Source organism: Mesobacillus sp. (genome assembly GCF_047739415.1).
GTDB lineage: Bacteria > Bacillota > Bacilli > Bacillales > Cytobacillaceae > Mesobacillus.
The window spans coordinates 1-18,081 of record NZ_JBIQOE010000044.1 but is presented as its reverse complement, the minus strand read 5'-3'; the positions used below and the strand labels follow the sequence as shown (position 1 = coordinate 18,081).

Genomic DNA, 18,081 nt, shown 5'->3' with positions numbered 1-18,081 from the left:
AGAATGTCTTTTTTTGCTAATATTTCAGGTTCTGTGCTTCAGCGTGTTGTAATTGCTGATTCAGCCCTGCTTAAAACACAAGGTGCTAACACCTATTTTGCCGTAAAGGTACGATAAACTAACCAGAATCAGAAATGGTTTGGATCCTTAAACAGCCACTTAAATAACGAAGCATCGGAAGAACCGGTGCGGGATAAATGTGAACATAAAGGAGAATGAGCAAAGTTGACAATGTTCCAAGACATGGGCATTAGCCCCGCAACATTAAAAGCTGTAAAGAATATGGGTTTCGAGGAAGCAACTCCAATTCAAGCAGAGACGATTCCAATCAGCCTTCAGAATAAAGACGTGATTGGCCAGGCGCAGACAGGTACTGGTAAGACTGCTGCTTTCGGTATTCCTCTAGTGGAAAAAATCAAGAAAGAAAATCATAACATCCAGGGAATCATCATCGCGCCAACTCGTGAATTGGCAATCCAGGTTTCCGAGGAATTATACAAAATCGGTGCTGGCAAGAGAGTGGGCGTTCTTGCAATCTACGGTGGCCAGGATATCAACCGCCAGATCCGCGCATTGAAAAAAGGGCCTCACATCATCGTTGGAACGCCAGGACGACTTCTTGACCACATTAACAGAAAGACAATCCGTCTTGATAATGTCGAAACTGTAATCCTTGACGAAGCAGATGAAATGCTGAACATGGGCTTCATTGAAGATATCGAATCAATCCTTGCAAAGATCCCTAGCGAACGCCAGACACTTTTGTTCTCGGCAACGATGCCAGGACCAATCCGCAAGATCGCTGAGCGCTTCATGAAGGACCCGGAAGTTGTTCGTGTTAAAGCGAAGGAAATGACAGTTCCTTTGATCGAGCAATACTATGTTGAAGTACAGGAAAAGAACAAGTTTGATGTGTTGACTCGTCTTCTTGACATCCAGTCTCCTGAGCTTGCGATCATCTTCGGCCGCACGAAGCGCCGTGTTGATGAGCTTGCTGAAGCATTGAACCTGCGCGGTTACACTGCTGAAGGAATCCACGGAGACCTAACGCAGGCGAAGCGTATGTCTGTACTAAGAAAGTTCAAGGAAGGTTCAATCGATGTGCTTGTTGCGACAGACGTGGCGGCTCGTGGACTTGATATCTCCGGTGTAACACACGTTTATAACTTCGATATCCCACAAGACCCTGAAAGCTATGTACACCGTATCGGTCGTACTGGCCGTGCAGGTAAAGAGGGTATGGCGATTACGTTTGTCACACAGAGAGAGACTTCTTACCTTCATGTAGTGGAAAAAACGACTAAACGCCGCATGGAAAAAATGACTGCTCCAACCTTGGACCAAGCGCTTGAAGGTCAGCAAAGAGCAGTTGTTGACAAGATTACTCAAACAATCGAGTCAAATAACCTTCAATACTACCGCCAGGCAGCGGATGAGCTATTGAAAAATCATGATGCTCAAACAGTCGTTGCTTCAGTATTGAAAATGCTGACTAAAGAGCCTGATACAACTCCTGTTAAGCTTACTGAGGAAAAGCCTCTTCCAAACAGAAACAAGAAGCCTCAAGGAGACCGCAGAAGATACGATAACAGAGGCAGCGATGGACGCAATAAAAAGCCTTACAAGCCACGCTCTGGAACAAAACGCACAGGTGGCGGCGGAAGCAGAGAAGGCGGCAGCTTCAAATCAAGATCATCACGCTAAAATAAACACCAAACCCCCCGGTTCTTAATTAAACCGGGGGTTTTTTATGGTGTTTTTACAGAAAATGAACAGCTTTGGATGCATTTTCGGCTATTAAATGAGTCATTCATCCCTAGTCGTATAATTTAGCTGTTTCACAATGCTGGATACCCAGTTGTTATTTGAAATCATTCAACTGCATTCCCAGATAATTCGACCACATTCCGGATTAATTCGACCACATTTCAAGATAATTCAACCACATCCGTAAATAATTCGACCAGGTTTCACAATAATTCGACCACATTTCACATTATTTCGACCAACCAGCCTCAGAGCGTTAATTTTACCAGTCCCCATCCCTCGAATTTGGACATACTACCAATAAAAACGGGGGGTGCTGAAATGACGATCGTCAGGCTTGGTTATGTGGCGATGAGCGAGGAACTGAAGAATGCTTCGCCGTCACAGACGATGACTTTCAAGCAATTCCATGGAATCAAAGACAGGGACGCGGCCATCGATAAGCTGGAGAGAATTGCGATATCGAATCTTGAAAACTGCCTGCGCCTTTTAAGGCACAGCAAGGCGAACGATATTCACTTTTTCCGGCTAAGCTCGAGGCTGATTCCTCTTGCCAATCATGAAGAGCTTTCAGACTGGAAGTATATGCGCGCGTTGAAAGAACCATTAAAGGATATAGCAGATTTTTTACAGGAAAATCCGATGCGTGTTGATTTTCACCCGGACCATTTTGTCCTGCTGAATACGCTGAAAACCGAAACACTAAACAATTCAGTCAAGACGCTTGCGATGCACCATGCATTATTGAAGGGGATGGAAATCGACCCCGAGCATCGATGTGTCCTCCATGTTGGCGGCGTTTATGAAAACCGGGAAAAAGCGCTTGAGCAATTCATCCATAATTGGGGACTGGTTTCAACAAGGATACAAGACATGATCATGCTCGAAAATGATGATACATCGTTCACGCTCCATGATACGCTTTACCTTTGCGAAAAGCTTGCGATCCCGCTGGTGTTTGATTATCACCATCACCTGGCCCATCATGAGGACATAAACTGGCAGGAGCAGTGGGGTCGTATCGTCGGGACATGGGAACACTCAGAGCTGCCGGTGAAAATGCATATTTCAAGTCCTCGGTCGGAAAAAGAGTTCAGGGCGCACGCTGAATATGTGGATGCGGACATGTTCATGGATTTCCTTAACGGCATAAAAGGTTCAGTCCCGGAAATCCACTGCATGATTGAAGCGAAAAAGAAGGATTTAGCTCTGTTCAAACTTGCTGAGGAATTAAAGCAAATGCCAGAAGTTGAAGTCATTGATGGAAGCAGCTTCATGTTAAAATAATTTGGGATATCTCATTTTCCTCCCAATATAGTGCCATACATATGTGTTGTTGTTGTATACTTAGGAAGGTGCTATTAATTGGAAAAATGGGAGGAGACTTTATGACGATTTCTGAGCCGCAAAAGCGGATTTCCGAACAGGCATTGACTGTATGGAAAATTGCCGCAACCCTTCATTCCCTGGTGGTATGGGTATTAGCGGGCGGTCTGATCGCCATTACGATATTTTTTGATTTTCCTAAATGGATTATCGCTGCAGCTATAGCTGTGGCTGTTGTATATAGCTATTTATTTATCTTTTTACTGCCGACCTTGCGCTGGAAACGCTGGCGTTATGAAGTGAGGGAGCAGGAAATTGAGCTCCAATATGGTGTATTCATCATAAAAAGGACGCTCATTCCGATGATCCGTGTCCAGCATGTTGATACACAGCAAGGTCCATTGCTGCGGAAATACCGTTTATCGACGGTGACGGTTTCGACAGCTGCAACCATCCATGAAATACCTGCGCTTGATATGGTGGAAGCAGAAAATTTAAGGATTTCCATTTCAAGGCTTGCAAGGGTGGCGGATGAAGATGTCTGATCCGAAAAGGCTGCATCCGATCGCCGCTGTCGTCAATGCGCTGCGCCAGCTGAAGGAAATGATCATCCCTTTCCTCATTTTCGTTGTTTTCGGGAGCAGGGGAACGGATTGGGATCTGTTTTACTTCTTTGGTTCAATTGGTGTTGTAGTGCTGGTGTTAGTTTATGGAGTTTTGTCATGGTACAGATTTACATATCGCATCGAGCAAGGTGAATTGCGAATTGAATACGGATTAATCGTCAGGAAAAAGCGCTATATTCCATTCGATCGAATCCAAAGCCTAGATTTGTCAGAAGGAATTTTACAGCGGCTATTCGGCCTAGTGAAGGTGAAGGTGGAGACAGCCGGCTCCGGTGGAATGGGGCTGCAAGATGGAGAGGCGGTCCTCACGGCGATCACAAAGCAGGATGCGCAAGCAATCCATGACTATTTGGTATCCATTAAAAAGTCGGGACAAATCCTGCAAGGAGAAGAAGAGCCGCAATCATCCGATGACCTTCTATATAAAATGTCGGTTTCAGAGCTATTGATGCTGGCGACTACATCAGGCGGAGTTGGTGTGGTCCTTTCCGCGGTGTTTGCGTTCGTTTTCCAATTTGAAGAATTCATTCCTTATGAGCAGATTTTTGATGGAGTCGAGCACTTTGTCCAAAACGGTGTCGTTTTTATCAGTGTCGTGGTCTTTCTCGGGTTCCTGCTGGCGTGGATGATCGCGCTGTTTGGCACGATGCTGAAATACGCTAATTTTACCGTGAGAAAAGTGGATAATGATCTTGTCATAACACGTGGATTGCTGGAAAAGCGCCAATTTACGATTCCGCTTAACCGAATACAGGCTGTCCGCATCAGCGAGAACCTTATCAGGCAGCCGCTAGGTTATGCTTCGGCATATGTAGAGAGTGCAGGAGGCTCGGCACTTGACCAGGAAAGCTCCAAGGTGCTTGTCTTGCCGATCGTGAAAAAAAGAAAAATCCCTGGCCTGCTTGAACCGCATTTGGCAGAGTACCACTTCCGGGTCAATATATCGCCTGCACCTGTAAGGGCATATAGCAGATATTTATTGAAGAGCTGGCTGTTCACGCTGCCGATCATCATAGTGGCTATCTGGTTTTTAAGACCGTGGGGATATGGAGCACTGATCCTGCTGGCTGTTTCGGCGGTGTGGTCCTACCTTAATTATAAAGATGCAGGCTGGAGCCTTGACAATGGGATGCTGACTTTTCGATACCGCAATATTGTCAAGAACACTGTGTATATGAGGAAAAATAAAGTCCAATCCTTCAGCGTTAAAGAAAGCTTTTTTCAGCGGAAAAAGAAACTGGCAACCGTCGAGGCAATTGTCAAGTCTGGTCATGGCGGTGCTGGCGGCAAAGTCATTGACCTTGAGAAAAAGCATGTTGACATGATGTATCGTTGGTACTCACATGAAACAGTTGAGTAATGAGAAAAAGCTTTGGTGCTGAAAAAACATTATCCATAACGTAAAAAAGCGCCCCTGAGGCGCTTTTTTAAAACTCTATTATCTTCTAAAAGTAGCAGCACCGGTCAGGAAGCCTGCGAGCATGCCAAAAATATGGGCGGTAATATTGATGTTCGACTGGACGAATGTCATGATTACGGCAATGATGGCGATGGTCATGATCGTCTGGGAGTTTTCACGCGACATCATGGCTTTTCGGAACATAATGATAGAAATATAGAAACCGAACAGGCCAAAGATTGCCCCGCTTGAGCCGACATGTGTGTAGGTCAGCGGCTCGAGGATCAGCGTTGCGATATTCGCGGCGATGCCTGTAAAGAGGTAAAGCAGGATGAATTTAGTTTTGCCAAGCAGCTGCTCGAGTGCCGGGGCGAACAAGACGAGCGAAAAGCTGTTGAACAGCATATGCGCAAACCCCGCATGCATGAAAATGGGAGTGACCAGCCGCCAGTAATCACCATTGACGATGTACAAATTCACTCCTGACAAAAGTTCGAAAATGAATCTGCTTGGCAAAATTGGCAATGCCGTCAGCAAGTATAATAAGATATGGATGGTAATGATGATTGAAATAACCGGGTAAAGCCTAATGAAATCACGCAAGCTTTCAGTTCTTGTAAACATGGAAACCTCCTCTGTCCTCATTATCGTGAGGTTCGGATATAGGTAAATAAGGTGGAAATAAAGAGTTCATAATGAATAAAAGTCCTAATTTTAAGGATAGCCCTAATCGGCGAAAGTTGTACACTATTTTCTATGCGGCATTCATCTTTTTTAGAAGGGAGCTGGAAAAATGATTATCGGAACGGGAATCGATATCGTAGAAATTGGCCGGATCCGCAAGCTGGTGGAATCGCAGCCGCGTTTTCCAGAGCGAGTTTTAACGGAAAAAGAAAGGGAAGTTTACAGACAATATAATGAACGGAGAGGAATTGAGTTTCTCGCCGGTCGCTGGGCGGCAAAGGAGGCTTTTTCAAAAGCGAAAGGGACTGGCATCGGCAAGGAATTGTCCTTCATGGATATCGAAATAGAATCCGACCTAAACGGCCGTCCTATTGTCACAAAGCCTTATATGGAGGGAGTCCACCTCTCCATTTCACACAGTGAACAATACGCTATTGCGCAGGTGGTAATCGAAAAAATTTAAAATGCTTGTCAATCCCGGGGGCATATTCGCCCAGGTTGTCTCATATATTCATAATGCAGTAAGGGAGACAAGGCTAGGGCGGCGAGAACAAGGCTGCACGAAGACTACTCAAGCAATTTTGCAGCCAGTGTCTTATTCCTGTCCTTTCTTTCCCTTTACACGTTTAAATGAGACTAAAAGGGGTTGGAAGAATGAAGAAAAGGTTATTGCTGCTTCTCGCCGGGCTCATGGTTATTTTTGCTCTGGCTGCCTGCGGTACAAAATCACAGGAATCTGTGGTTAAGGAGTTGGATGGAACGCTTGAAGATTTGAAGAGCTACAAGGCTAAGGCAAAGATGACATTGCAAATGGGTACCGAGCCGCAAGTGTACGATGTGGAGATTTGGCATAAAGATCCGTCATTTTACCGTGTGAACCTAAAGAATGCCCAGAAGGACCAGAGCCAGATGATCCTCAGGAATGAAGAAGGAGTATTTGTTTTGACGCCTGCCCTTAACAAAAGCTTCAAATTCCAGAGCGACTGGCCGAAAAACAGCAGCCAGGCGTACCTTTACGAATCTTTAATCATGGATATCCTCGAGGATAAGCAAGCGAAATTCTCGACAACGAAGGAACATTATGTGTTCGAAACGAAAACAAGATATCAGAACAACAAGATGCTTCCGATCCAGGAAATCAAGCTGAACAAAAAGAACCTGGCGCCAGTCAGCGTCAAGGTGATGGACCCTGACCGGAACTCATTGGTTACGGTTGAGTTCTCAGACGTAAAATTCGACGCAAGCTTTGACAAGGATGCGTTTGATATGAAGAAAAACATGACAGGTGCACAGCTTGAGGTGCCTGTAATGGCAAATGCGGAAGACAACGAATTCACCGTGAAATATCCAGTTGCTGAAATTCCAGGCGTGACTTTGATTGATGAAAAGGAAATCACGACCGAGAATGGTAAGCGCGTGGTGCTCACATATGACGGCGAAAAATCATTCACGCTGATCCAGGAAAAAGCAGATGCGATGCCTGCAATGTCTTCTGCAATCAACATGACTGGAAAACCTGTCGACCTCGGATTCACAATTGGAGCGATGAACGAAACCTCCGTTTCGTGGACACACCTCGGAGTCGATTATATGCTGGCTTCAACAGACCTATCACCAGAAGAATTGGAAATGGTCGCAAAATCAGTTTTGGCTGATATGGAAAAATAATACCTCAAAGGCAGGCTCAGTGTAACCTGGGCCTGTTTTTTTATGGGGTAGGATTGAATTTTAAGAAAAAAGTGTGATTCTTAAGGAATCCTTTAAGGTTTAAATTATTTTTTCGGAATAAATACCGGTACAGCTTAATCCGCGTTCTCTGCCACGATCTTTCTGCTAAAAGCGCCCGTATATATTATCCATTTGACATTGAGTTCTTTCGGTTTGATAATAAAACAATAAAAAATAATGTTCGGGTTGAAGGAAGTGGAGTTTCGGTGGAGGAGCAAGGATTTTTTTACCGTGATACATGGGCAGAAGTGGACCTGGATCACATCAGGGCAAATGTGGAGGGAATCAAGGAACATTTGCCGGCAGACGTTGAATTTATTGCCGTCGTTAAGGCCAATGCTTACGGCCACGGAGATTCACAGGTGGCAGAGGCGGCAATGGAGGCAGGAGCATCGATGCTTGCTGTCGCGTTTATGGATGAGGCGCTCGCACTCAGGAAGAAGGGGATCGCCGCACCGATCCTCGTACTGGGCGCGAGCCGGCCGGAGGATGTAAATATTGCGGCCGAAGAAGGCATTATCCTTACAGTTTTCCAGGAGGAGTGGCTGGGAAGAGCACGTGAAGTACTTAAATCAGATGCCAGCTTGTCTCTTCATATAAAAATCGATACTGGAATGGGGCGGATCGGCATTCGTTCCGTAGAAGAATTGAAGTCTGCCGAAAAATTGATCGATCAGGATGAAAGACTCCAGCTGCATGGCATTTATACGCATTTTGCAACGGCAGATGAATTGGATGACTCATATTTTAATAAGCAGCTTGCTTTATTCCGGGAAATGCTTGGCGCAATGGAAACGCAGCCGCCGGTCGTTCACAGCAGCAATAGTGCCGCTGCCCTGATGCACGCGGATGCCCGTTTCAACGCAGTAAGGGTCGGAATTGCGATGTATGGGCTAGCTCCGTCAATGGAGATCGCACCAGAATTGCCGGTCGAGCTGAATGAGGCATTCACGCTGCATTCCAGGCTCGTTCATGTAAAGAAGCTTGAAAAAGGTGAAAAGGTCAGCTACGGAGCGACCTATGAAGCGCCTGAAGAAATTTGGGTAGGGACGCTCCCAATTGGGTATGCTGATGGATGGATAAGACGACTGCAAGGCCAGGAAGTACTGGTCGATGGCAAAAGGTCTCCCATCATCGGTCGGATCTGCATGGATCAATGCATGGTAAAGCTTCCGTACGAGGTCCCGGTCGGAACGATCGCTACCTTGATCGGCAGCCAGGGACAACAGTCAATCTCCATCAATGAGATTGCCAGCAAGCTAGAAACCATTAATTATGAAGTCCCTTGCATCATTTCTTCAAGGGTGCCAAGAATGTACAGGCAAAATGGAAAAGTAGTGGATTTGAATAATTCTCTGTTATAAAACACATCCAATAATTAACAAACCTGTGCAATACCGCTAATACCATGCATAAAATACTAATTTTTTGGCGGATAATACAGAAGAATTGCTGATTTACCTTTGCATCTGGCATAAATAGTGATAATATTAGTAATGGTAGAGAGATAACGAACTTAATAATGGTATGTAGTGATGATGGTGGAGGTGTATGTTTGTGTCTGAATCCAGCGCAACAACTGAGATTTTGGTAAAGTTACCGCAGCATCTTTTAAGCGAACTAGATGGATTTGTTAAGCAAGAGAACGTAAACCGCAGCGAATTTATTTATCAGGCAACAAAAATGTTTTTGCGTGAGAAGAAAAAGAGACAAATTCGTGAATCCATGAGACGTGGCTATATGGAAATGGCCAAAATTAATCTGACCATTGCATCTGAAGCATTTCAAGCAGAATACGAGGCAGAACACACAGTTGAACGTCTAGTCAGCGGAGGATAATCCTTTGATTGTCAAACGTGGTGACGTCTATTTTGCGGACCTATCCCCAGTTGTTGGTTCAGAGCAAGGCGGAGTTCGTCCTGTCCTGGTCATCCAAAACGACATCGGGAATCGGTTTAGTCCCACAGTCATTATCGCAGCGATCACAGCACAGATCCAAAAAGCCAAGCTTCCCACTCATGTAGAAATTGATGCGAAGCGATACGGTTTTGAACGAGACTCGGTCATCTTATTGGAGCAGATACGTACAATCGACAAACAACGCCTAACCGATAAAATTACCCATCTCGATGACGAAATGATGGAAAAAGTGGATGAAGCCCTTCAGGTAAGTTTAGGTCTTATCGAATTTTGATTTAAAGCACGCTCTTAAAATAGAGCGTTTTTTTGTAACCGAACACCTGGCCTGCCAGCAGGCCTTATACATAACCCAAAAATAAAATCGGATGTTTTCCTGTGTGAGAGGCAAGCTTAGCAGCTTGTCTCTTTTTTATTGGTTAATTGAAGGAAAAAGCTGTCTAGAAATAGGCTGGAGTTATGACGGGTTTGGGTGGAAGAGCAGAAAAGCTGATAGGAGTTAGCCTGAGTTCAGACAGGTTTGGGTGAAAAACAGTTAAAGCTGTCATAAGAAGCTTCAACTTCAGACAGGTTTGGGTGAAAAACAGGAAAAGCTGTCAAAAGAAGCTCCAACTTCAGACAGGTTTGGGTGAAAAACAAGAAAAGCTGTCAAAAGAAGCCCCAACTTCAGACAAGTTTGGGTGAAAAACAGGAAAAGTTGTCATAAGAAGCTTCAACTTCAGACAGGTTTGAGTGAAAAACAGGAAAAGCTGTCAAAAGAAGCCCCAACTTCAGACAGGTTTGGGTGAAAAACAAGAAAAGCTGTCAATAGAAACCCCAACTTCAGACAGGTTTGAGTGAAAAACAGGAAAAGCTGTCAAAAGAAGCTCCAACTTCAGACAGGTTTAGAGAGAAACCCAGAAAAGCTGTCAGAAGCAGATCCAGGTTTGGACGGTTTTTCAAAGGAAAACAAAAATTCCTCTCAACCCCAAACCTCAATCAGCCTGGTATCAAAGAGATCCTGCTACTCTTCACAAGAATTTATCCGAGATAAAAATTGAATCCAGTTAAATAGGAATAATAACATTATCTGTGAGGCGATAATCGCAGAATCCTGTCGATAAGTTGATTTTATTTGACGAAAGAAAACTGTTATCATTAAATGGAGATATATAATCAGAAAATATGTGAATATTTAATTACAGTTTTAAAATTGGTTTACATTTGTTCGGAAGAGGGTAATGTAAAATTTTGTTGTGATAGAATGGGGAGGATGGAATGAATAAAACTATTTCGAACTATATCCAGGCACATAAGCAGGACATCCTGGATCAATGGATAGATAGGACAAAAGAAGAAGCGGATGACCGGGTAGTCCGCCTTGTTTCGGATCGGGTTTTTCAGTCTGCGAGCAAGGAATTCATCGATCTGATCATCTCTAATTTTAAAGGGACGAATGAAGAGTATAAAGAAAGGCTGACGGATTTTGCCGAAAAGGTTGTCAGGCTTGGCTGGCCGTTGACGTTTGTCACAAAAGGTCTTCACACCTTTAATTTGATCGTTTTTGAAGGTATGCAAAAGGAAGGAATTGTGACGCCGGAGAACCAGATGGAAATTGTTTATGAGTTCGATCGCTGGGCAACGCCGATGAACAATGAAATCGTCAGCGTCTATTCATCCACCTGGGAAAGAACGGTTTCTCTCCAAAAAATTGCTTTGCAAGAGCTTTCGGCACCGCTCATTCCTGTATTTGAAGGAATTACAGTAATGCCGCTGGTCGGTACAATCGATACGGAGCGGGCGAAGCAAATCATGGAAAACCTGCTAAAGGGTGCGGTAAAACACCGTTCCGAAGTAGTGTTAATAGATATTACAGGTGTACCTGTTGTGGATACAATGGTCGCCCATCATATTATCCAGGCGGCGGATGCTGTTAGGCTCATTGGTGCCAAGTGCATGCTTGTTGGGATCCGTCCTGAGATTGCACAGACCATCGTTAACCTCGGCATTGACCTGAACCAGTTTACAACAAAGAATAACTTGAAAAAAGGAATCGAAGCAGCTCTTGAGCTGACAAATAAAAAAATCGTTTCATTGGAGGGAGCAAAGTGAGAATACCTATCCTAAAACTGGATGATTGTCTGTTGGTCTCCATTCAATGGGAGCTTGATGACCAGACGGCTCTTCAATTTCAAGAGGATTTGCTCCACAAGATACATGAGACCAGTGCCAATGGAGTCGTCATCGATCTAACCTCAATCGACTTCATCGACTCTTTTATCGCCAAGGTTCTTGGGGATGTAATCAATATGTCCAAGCTCATGGGTGCGATTGTAGTCATTACCGGAATCCAGCCTGCTGTTGCCATAACGCTAATTGAATTAGGGATCGGCCTTGATGATGTCCTAACTGCATTAGATTTAGAAAAAGGTTTGGAGAAATTACAACAGGAATTGGGGGAATAGGTGAATGGACATCCAATCCTGCGTTACGATAATAAATGAATGGGACATCGTGGCAGCGCGCCAGCTTGGCCGAAATGTTGCGAAAGAACTTGGATTCGGCACTGTTGACCAAGCAAGAATCACCACTGCCATCAGTGAATTGGCCAGGAATATTTACTTGTACGCCGGAAAAGGACAGATTTGCATAGACAAGCTGTATGACGGCGGAAAAGCGGGATTGCGAATCAATGCAGTAGATAGCGGCCCGGGTATAAAAGAAATACGCCAGGTCATGGAAGATGGCTTTTCAACATCAGGAGGACTTGGAGCCGGCCTTCCCGGGGTAAAACGTCTAATGGATGAATTCGACATAGACTCTGTTCCCGGACAAGGAACACAGATCAAAGCAACTAAATGGCTCCGTTAGGGGGAGAAAGTATGGATTTCCGAGAAATGATCGAATCAAAGTATCGGGATATTCTTGACAATTATATAAAAGAGCAATCTGAGCAAGCTTTATATGCAGGTCAGAAGTTCAGCCGAAAGTCGATTGAGCATAAAATCGCACCGGAAGAAATCGTCAGCCTCCATAAAAGTATCCTGCTTGAGATGTATCCTGAACTTCCAGAAGATATCATGCATTCCTTTGATATCCTCCTTGAGGTGATGATTGCCTACGGTATCGCATACCGAGAGCACCAAAGCCTGAGACACCAGCAGGAGGAATTAAGATCCGAAATGGAGATCGCCGCCAATGTTCAGCAAACCTTGCTCGGGACGAAAATCCCGATTGTTCCTGGTATTGATATAGGAGCAATCAGTGTTCCGGCAAAGCATATGAATGGCGACTACTTTCATTTTGTACAGGATGAGAACAACAACATCAGTGTTGCGATCGCTGATGTCATCGGGAAAGGAATTCCGGCAGCTCTCTGTATGTCCATGATTAAGTATGCGATGGACAGCCTGCCAGAAAACCGGCTTGATCCGAGCAGCATCCTGGAAAATCTGAACAGAGTCGTTGAACAGAACGTTGACCCAAGTATGTTCATCACGATGTTTTACGGAATGTTTAATCCTTCTAACAACACCTTCTATTATGCTTCTGCAGGGCATGAGCCTGGCTTCTACTATGATTCCAAAAAGAAGGAATTCACAGAGCTGGTCGCAAGGGGCTTACTGTTAGGAGTGGACAAGAGGACGAAGTATACCCAATATGAAAAAGAAATACTTCCTGGGGATATGGTGATCTTGATGTCTGACGGAGTGACCGAGTGCAGGACGGAAGAAGGCTTCATCGAAAAGGAAACATTAATCGGATATATAAATAAATATATTCACTTAAATGCTCAGGAAATTGTCAATAATATCTTTAGGGAACTTGAAAAACTTCAGCATTTCCAATTGCGTGATGATTTTACATTAATCATTTTGAAAAGAGATGTTTAATTAGATTTCAAACGGGTAAATCATAAGAGCAATTGAATTGTAAAGGGTGGGTCATTTATGAATATTTCGATAGATGTAAAAGAAAAAGAATCAACGCTAGCAGTCAAAGTAAGTGGCGAAATAGATGCATATACAGCTCCACAGCTTCGTGAAAAGCTTTTCCCTTTGTCCGAAAAAGAGGGCGTAAAGATGGTTGTTGACCTTTCGGAGGTCAATTATATGGATAGTACCGGGCTTGGAGTATTTGTAGGAGTATTTAAAAACGTGCGCGCACATGACGGCGAGTTCAAGATCGTCGGATTGTCCGAGCGTTTGCAAAGACTTTTCGAAATTACTGGCTTGGCCGATATTATTGATATAAACAGCCAGATTGAGGGTGGAGTGCAATGAACCAGTCATTTGACTATATTGAAATGAAAATCCCGGCTAAACCGGAATTCGTGGGAGTCATTCGTTTGACCCTGTCTGGTATTGCAAGCCGCATGGGTTTTACCTATGACGAAATTGAAGATTTAAAAATTGCTACCAGCGAAGCTTGTACGAACGCTGTTCAGCATGCATATAAAAACAACGAGAACGGCGAAGTCATCATCGGTTTCGGATTGTATGAGGACAAGCTTGAAGTGATGGTTGCAGATAACGGCCAGAGCTTTGATTTCCACTCAGCGCGCCAAGGGCTTGGTCCTTATGACCAGAATAGTTCTGTGGAATTCCTTCGCGAAGGAGGCTTGGGACTGTATCTGATCGAAACCTTGATGGACGAGGTTCGAATCCATCACAAAGAGGGCGTCACGGTCTTTATGACCAAGTACCGAGAAGGAGAGCAGGTGGAGAGAGATGCAGAGACAATCTCAACCTAAGCAGAGGCCAAAAGAAGAGATTAATGAGTTAATCAAAGCCTACCAGCTGCATGAGGATGCAGACGCCCAGAATGAGCTGGTTCTTCACTATCAAAACCTTGTCGAAACAATCGCGAGAAAGTACTCAAAAGGAAGGTCGTTCCATGAGGATATTTTCCAGGTTGGGATGATTGGCCTTCTTGGCGCAATCCGCCGTTACGATGAAACCTTCGGTAAAAGCTTTGAAGCATTTGCCGTACCAACTATTATTGGTGAAATCAAAAGATTTTTAAGAGATAAAACATGGAGCGTCCATGTACCGCGAAGGATTAAGGAGCTTGGTCCGAAAATCAAGACGACAGTCGAAGATTTGACCACCCACCTGCACCGCTCACCACGTGTGGATGAAATTGCGGAGGCACTTCAGGTTTCCGAAGAAGAGGTATTGGAAGCCATGGAGATGGGTAAAAGCTACCAGGCATTATCTGTTGACCATTCTATTGAAGCCGATTCTGACGGTGGAACAGTCACATTGTTGGATATCGTTGGAAACATTGATGAAGGCTATGAAAAAATCAATCAAAGAATGGTACTCGAAAAAGTGCTTCATGTACTGAGCGAACGCGAAAAGTTAATTATCCAATATACCTATCTTGACAACCTGAGCCAGAAAGAGGCAGGCGACAAGCTTGGTATTTCACAGATGCATGTATCAAGACTTCAAAGAAGAGCGATCAAAAAACTTCAAGAAGCAATTCATGCGGAAAACAACAACTCGGAGTACATTACATGATCCAACAGTTCAAAGACAAAATAGAACTTTATGCTTACCAGACCATCAAAGAAGGTAAAATAGAGTGCGGTGACAGCTATTATTATACAGCTACTGATGATTATTTTGTCTGTGTACTTGCTGATGGATTAGGTTCTGGGCAATATGCCCATGAAGCCTCTGCGGCCGTTGTTTCAGTAGTAGAGCAACACCATCATGAAGATGTAGATACACTCATGAAATACTGTAACAATGTCTTGGTGCAAAAACGAGGAGCCGCAGTCTCTATCTTCAAGGTTTACTTCGAAACCCGCGAGTTTGTATACAGCTGCGTCGGAAACATTCGCTTCTTCCTTTATACCTCGAATGGCAAGCTGACATATCCATTGCCAGTAACAGGTTATTTATCAGGGAAGCCTCAGGTCTTCCATACCCAGAGATTCGTTTATGAGCCAGAATCGAAATTCCTGATTTACTCAGACGGTTTTGATAATATCCACGGTGCTAAAACGATCTTGAAAGGGTACCGCTCGGTTGGTGCGATCGCAGAACAAATCAAGAGTGAATATGCAAATTCAATGGATGATGCAACTTTTATTGTAGGAAGTCTACTTTAGCCGGTGGGCTTCTTTTTGTTTTTTAAAAGCTGGGAAAAGCCGCTAGAACTTAGGCTATAATAATGCTACAAAGAAAGGCGAAGGGGAAGATTACATCCTTATTACAACTTAACCGGAACTGTAAACCTCCCTTCTGTTTTGGTACACTATTAAAGTGACAAGAAATAACAATATAGATTATGGAGGATTGTCTCTTGACTCAAACAATGGATAAGCAAGATCAATATGTAAGAATCATTGCCAAAGAGCAATCGTTAACAGCTAAACAAGTGCAAAGTGTTATTTCATTAATTGATGAAGGGAACACGGTACCGTTCATAGCCCGTTACCGAAAGGAAATGACTGGGGCGCTTGATGAAGTCCAAATCCGCGACATCGTTGACCGATGGCAATACATACAGAACTTAGAACAGCGCAAAGAGGAAGTCATCAGGCTTATTGAAGAACAAGGGAAACTGACGGACGAGTTGAAGGCGAGCATCGAAAAAGCAATCAAGCTGCAGGAAGTAGAAGACCTGTATCGTCCCTACAAGCAAAAAAGAAGAACGAAAGCGACTGTCGCAAAAGAAAAGGGCCTTGAACCGCTTGCGCAGTGGATGCTGGAGTTCCCTGTTAACGAGAGTCTTGATGAAAAAGCCCGTGAATTTTTATCGGAGGAAAAAGGTGTTGAATCTATCGAAGATGCGATTGCGGGTGCAAAGGACATCATTGCCGAAATTGTTTCCGATGACGCAGACAGCCGCAAGTGGATACGGAATGAAACCTTCAAGTCCGGATCCATCGAATCTTCAGTGAAAAACGAAGAGCAGGATGAGAAAAATGTGTACGAGATGTATTATGAGTATTCCGAGCCAGTCAATAAAGTGGTGCCGCACCGAATCCTCGCGCTAAACCGTGGTGAAAAAGAAGATCTGTTAAGGGTTTCAATAAAACCAAAAACAGATGTCATCATGAGCTATTTGCAGCGCAAGTGGGTTGCTAAAAATCATTCGGTCACAGCTGCTGAAGTATCAGAAGCAATCGAGGATGCTTATAAGCGACTGATTCAGCCATCAATCGAACGTGAGATCAGGAACGAACTAACAGAAAAAGCCGAAGAGCAAGCGATTCACATTTTCTCGGAAAACCTCCGGAAGCTGCTTTTGCAGCCACCGTTAAAAGGAAAGGTTGTCCTGGGAGTTGATCCTGCCTTCCGAACAGGCTGCAAACTGGCAGCTGTAGATGAAACGGGGAAAGTTCTTTCAATCGGCGTGATTTATCCTCACACCTCTGGCTCGAAAAATACAGAGGCAAAGGATAAATTCATTAAAGTCCTGAAAGAGTATGACGTAGAAATGGTTGCAATCGGGAATGGCACTGCATCCAGGGAAACAGAACAATTCGTGTCGGACATCCTGAAAGAAATGGATAAGGAGATATATTATCTTATAGTGAATGAAGCAGGTGCGAGTGTCTATTCAGCATCAGACCTTGCTCGTGAAGAATTCCCTAATTACCAGGTAGAAGAGCGTAGTGCGGTTTCAATTGCCCGCAGATTACAGGACCCGCTGGCTGAACTTGTTAAAATCGATCCGAAATCGGTCGGTGTTGGCCAGTATCAGCATGATGTCAGCCAGAAGAAGCTTTCCGAATCATTGACATTCGTTGTTGAGACTGCAGTTAACCAAGTAGGAGTCAATGTAAATACAGCGTCATCTTCTTTATTGCAATATGTATCCGGTCTTTCCAAAACAGTCGCCAATAACATCGTGAAGAAACGTGAAGAGGAAGGGAAGTTCACCAGCAGGACGCAGCTGAAAAAAATTCCGCGCCTTGGAGCCAAAACCTATGAACAGGCAATTGGATTCCTGCGTGTGATTGACGGGAAGGAACCTCTAGACCGTACTGGTATCCACCCGGAAAGTTACGGTGAGGTAAAACAATTGCTTGATCGTCTCGGTTTTAAATCTAAGGATTTAGGAACCCCTGCATTAAAGGACGAGCTGGCGAAGATCAACATCGAACAAACCGCAGATGAATTAGGAATTGGCAAACTTACACTCAAAGATATTATCGATGCGCTTGTAAGGCCTGAACGGGACCCGCGCGATGAGCTTCCAGCACCGCTTTTGAAAAAGGATGTTTTGAAGCTTGAGGATCTGAAAACAGGGATGGAGCTTCAAGGGACTGTGCGAAACGTGGTGGACTTTGGTGCTTTCGTAGATATTGGGGTAAAGCAAGATGGGCTTGTCCATATCTCAAAGCTAAGCAACCGATTCGTGAAACATCCGCTTGATATTGTATCCGTCGGGGACGTCGTTACTGTATGGGTGGATAGTGTCGACCAGAAGAAAGGTCGAGTCGCTTTGACGATGCTTAATCCTGACCAGGCATAATACAAAAGACTGCAGGGATGCCTGCAGTCTTTTAATCATTTAACCCCTGTTTATTTCTATAAAAGTACCAACACTGGTTTAGAAGTTTGATTTGATATCTGTTTTTCTCATAGAAGGCTCGTTTCATTTGATTTTGAAACCAGACAGGCATAGAGCAAT

At 44.2% G+C, this 18,081-nt stretch carries 20 protein-coding genes; 18 read left to right on the top strand and 2 right to left on the bottom strand.

The features are described 5' to 3' along the window. Window positions 1-225 precede the first annotated feature (225 nt). From ACH0QE_RS04160 to ACH0QE_RS04145, 4 genes are all read left to right on the top strand, one after another. Window positions 226-1,704, top strand: coding sequence for a DEAD/DEAH box helicase (locus ACH0QE_RS04160; RefSeq protein ID WP_415799432.1), 1,479 nt, complete (start codon window positions 226-228; stop codon window positions 1,702-1,704). A 384-nt stretch (window positions 1,705-2,088) separates the two neighbouring features. Then, window positions 2,089-3,054 carry a UV DNA damage repair endonuclease UvsE gene (gene uvsE / locus ACH0QE_RS04155; RefSeq protein ID WP_415799431.1) on the top strand — a complete coding sequence of 322 codons (966 nt, stop codon included), beginning with the start codon at window positions 2,089-2,091 and terminating at the stop codon, window positions 3,052-3,054. A 101-nt stretch (window positions 3,055-3,155) separates the two neighbouring features. After that, window positions 3,156-3,638: a PH domain-containing protein gene (locus tag ACH0QE_RS04150; RefSeq protein ID WP_415799430.1), complete on the top strand. Its 483-nt coding sequence runs from the start codon at window positions 3,156-3,158 to the stop codon at window positions 3,636-3,638. After that, complete coding sequence (locus tag ACH0QE_RS04145; RefSeq protein WP_415799429.1) at window positions 3,631-5,079, top strand: PH domain-containing protein; 1,449 nt, start codon at window positions 3,631-3,633, stop codon at window positions 5,077-5,079. Before ACH0QE_RS04150 ends, ACH0QE_RS04145 begins: the two co-directional genes overlap by 8 nt. Before the next feature lie 78 nt (window positions 5,080-5,157). Here ACH0QE_RS04145 and ACH0QE_RS04140 read toward each other — a convergent pair whose 3' ends face one another. After that, window positions 5,158-5,742: a rhomboid family intramembrane serine protease gene (locus tag ACH0QE_RS04140; protein ID WP_415799428.1), complete on the bottom strand. Its 585-nt coding sequence runs from the start codon at window positions 5,740-5,742 to the stop codon at window positions 5,158-5,160. A 169-nt stretch (window positions 5,743-5,911) separates the two neighbouring features. Here ACH0QE_RS04140 and acpS point away from each other — a divergent pair, with 169 nt between their 5' ends. From acpS to ACH0QE_RS04070, 14 genes are all read left to right on the top strand, one after another. After that, window positions 5,912-6,265, top strand: a complete 354-nt coding sequence (gene acpS / locus ACH0QE_RS04135) for a holo-ACP synthase (protein WP_415799427.1) — start codon at window positions 5,912-5,914, stop codon at window positions 6,263-6,265. Between the two features lie 191 nt (window positions 6,266-6,456). Further along, window positions 6,457-7,470 (top strand): LolA family protein, encoded by a 1,014-nt coding sequence (locus ACH0QE_RS04130; RefSeq protein WP_415799426.1) that lies wholly within the window; start codon window positions 6,457-6,459, stop codon window positions 7,468-7,470. A 266-nt stretch (window positions 7,471-7,736) separates the two neighbouring features. Then, window positions 7,737-8,894 (top strand): alanine racemase, encoded by a 1,158-nt coding sequence (alr, locus tag ACH0QE_RS04125; protein ID WP_415799425.1) that lies wholly within the window; start codon window positions 7,737-7,739, stop codon window positions 8,892-8,894. Between the two features lie 193 nt (window positions 8,895-9,087). Next, entirely contained in the window at window positions 9,088-9,369 is a 282-nt protein-coding gene (locus ACH0QE_RS04120) for a CopG family ribbon-helix-helix protein (RefSeq protein WP_031308192.1), read from the top strand. 4 nt (window positions 9,370-9,373) lie between these two features. Continuing rightward, the gene (gene ndoA / locus ACH0QE_RS04115) at window positions 9,374-9,724 is read left to right on the top strand and encodes a type II toxin-antitoxin system endoribonuclease NdoA (RefSeq protein WP_041967053.1); all 351 of its coding nucleotides are present in this window, start codon (window positions 9,374-9,376) and stop codon (window positions 9,722-9,724) included. A gap of 980 nt (window positions 9,725-10,704) precedes the next feature. Continuing rightward, on the top strand, window positions 10,705-11,538 hold the full coding sequence (locus ACH0QE_RS04110; RefSeq protein WP_415799424.1) for an RsbT co-antagonist protein RsbRA: 834 nt from the start codon (window positions 10,705-10,707) through the stop codon (window positions 11,536-11,538). Then, window positions 11,535-11,891, top strand: coding sequence for an STAS domain-containing protein (locus ACH0QE_RS04105; RefSeq protein WP_041967776.1), 357 nt, complete (start codon window positions 11,535-11,537; stop codon window positions 11,889-11,891). The genes ACH0QE_RS04110 and ACH0QE_RS04105 overlap by 4 nt, the downstream gene beginning before the upstream one ends. A gap of 4 nt (window positions 11,892-11,895) precedes the next feature. Further along, window positions 11,896-12,297, top strand: a complete 402-nt coding sequence (locus ACH0QE_RS04100) for an anti-sigma regulatory factor (RefSeq protein ID WP_415799423.1) — start codon at window positions 11,896-11,898, stop codon at window positions 12,295-12,297. 11 nt (window positions 12,298-12,308) lie between these two features. Continuing rightward, window positions 12,309-13,319, top strand: coding sequence for a PP2C family protein-serine/threonine phosphatase (locus tag ACH0QE_RS04095; protein ID WP_415799421.1), 1,011 nt, complete (start codon window positions 12,309-12,311; stop codon window positions 13,317-13,319). A gap of 57 nt (window positions 13,320-13,376) precedes the next feature. Then, window positions 13,377-13,709 carry an anti-sigma factor antagonist gene (locus ACH0QE_RS04090; protein WP_167834255.1) on the top strand — a complete coding sequence of 111 codons (333 nt, stop codon included), beginning with the start codon at window positions 13,377-13,379 and terminating at the stop codon, window positions 13,707-13,709. Next, window positions 13,706-14,179, top strand: coding sequence for an anti-sigma B factor RsbW (gene rsbW, locus ACH0QE_RS04085; RefSeq protein ID WP_167834254.1), 474 nt, complete (start codon window positions 13,706-13,708; stop codon window positions 14,177-14,179). The genes ACH0QE_RS04090 and rsbW overlap by 4 nt, the downstream gene beginning before the upstream one ends. Continuing rightward, window positions 14,157-14,951, top strand: a complete 795-nt coding sequence (gene sigB, locus ACH0QE_RS04080) for an RNA polymerase sigma factor SigB (protein WP_415799420.1) — start codon at window positions 14,157-14,159, stop codon at window positions 14,949-14,951. The genes rsbW and sigB overlap by 23 nt, the downstream gene beginning before the upstream one ends. After that, window positions 14,948-15,547, top strand: a complete 600-nt coding sequence (locus ACH0QE_RS04075; protein ID WP_311073412.1) for a PP2C family serine/threonine-protein phosphatase — start codon at window positions 14,948-14,950, stop codon at window positions 15,545-15,547. Before sigB ends, ACH0QE_RS04075 begins: the two co-directional genes overlap by 4 nt. Before the next feature lie 206 nt (window positions 15,548-15,753). Beyond that, window positions 15,754-17,922, top strand: coding sequence for a Tex family protein (locus tag ACH0QE_RS04070; protein ID WP_415799459.1), 2,169 nt, complete (start codon window positions 15,754-15,756; stop codon window positions 17,920-17,922). A 31-nt stretch (window positions 17,923-17,953) separates the two neighbouring features. On the opposite strand, the gene cmpA is transcribed toward ACH0QE_RS04070, so the two are convergent. Further along, window positions 17,954-18,073 carry a cortex morphogenetic protein CmpA gene (cmpA, locus tag ACH0QE_RS04065; RefSeq protein WP_192472919.1) on the bottom strand — a complete coding sequence of 40 codons (120 nt, stop codon included), beginning with the start codon at window positions 18,071-18,073 and terminating at the stop codon, window positions 17,954-17,956. Window positions 18,074-18,081 lie beyond the last annotated feature (8 nt).

What these genes read in the sequence shown, in the direction of transcription:
- uvsE (WP_415799431.1), top strand. Translation starts at nt 2,089, where the DNA reads ATGACGATCGTCAGGCTTGGTTATGTGGCGATGAGCGAGGAACTGAAG.
- ACH0QE_RS04150 (WP_415799430.1), top strand. Translation starts at nt 3,156, where the DNA reads ATGACGATTTCTGAGCCGCAAAAGCGGATTTCCGAACAGGCATTGACT.
- ACH0QE_RS04145 (WP_415799429.1), top strand. Translation starts at nt 3,631, where the DNA reads ATGTCTGATCCGAAAAGGCTGCATCCGATCGCCGCTGTCGTCAATGCG.
- ACH0QE_RS04140 (WP_415799428.1), bottom strand. Translation starts at nt 5,742, where the DNA reads ATGTTTACAAGAACTGAAAGCTTGCGTGATTTCATTAGGCTTTACCCG.
- acpS (WP_415799427.1), top strand. Translation starts at nt 5,912, where the DNA reads ATGATTATCGGAACGGGAATCGATATCGTAGAAATTGGCCGGATCCGC.
- ACH0QE_RS04130 (WP_415799426.1), top strand. Translation starts at nt 6,457, where the DNA reads ATGAAGAAAAGGTTATTGCTGCTTCTCGCCGGGCTCATGGTTATTTTT.
- ACH0QE_RS04110 (WP_415799424.1), top strand. Translation starts at nt 10,705, where the DNA reads ATGAATAAAACTATTTCGAACTATATCCAGGCACATAAGCAGGACATC.
- ACH0QE_RS04100 (WP_415799423.1), top strand. Translation starts at nt 11,896, where the DNA reads ATGGACATCCAATCCTGCGTTACGATAATAAATGAATGGGACATCGTG.
- ACH0QE_RS04095 (WP_415799421.1), top strand. Translation starts at nt 12,309, where the DNA reads ATGGATTTCCGAGAAATGATCGAATCAAAGTATCGGGATATTCTTGAC.
- ACH0QE_RS04090 (WP_167834255.1), top strand. Translation starts at nt 13,377, where the DNA reads ATGAATATTTCGATAGATGTAAAAGAAAAAGAATCAACGCTAGCAGTC.
- rsbW (WP_167834254.1), top strand. Translation starts at nt 13,706, where the DNA reads ATGAACCAGTCATTTGACTATATTGAAATGAAAATCCCGGCTAAACCG.
- sigB (WP_415799420.1), top strand. Translation starts at nt 14,157, where the DNA reads ATGCAGAGACAATCTCAACCTAAGCAGAGGCCAAAAGAAGAGATTAAT.
- ACH0QE_RS04075 (WP_311073412.1), top strand. Translation starts at nt 14,948, where the DNA reads ATGATCCAACAGTTCAAAGACAAAATAGAACTTTATGCTTACCAGACC.
- ACH0QE_RS04070 (WP_415799459.1), top strand. Translation starts at nt 15,754, where the DNA reads ATGGATAAGCAAGATCAATATGTAAGAATCATTGCCAAAGAGCAATCG.
- cmpA (WP_192472919.1), bottom strand. Translation starts at nt 18,073, where the DNA reads ATGCCTGTCTGGTTTCAAAATCAAATGAAACGAGCCTTCTATGAGAAA.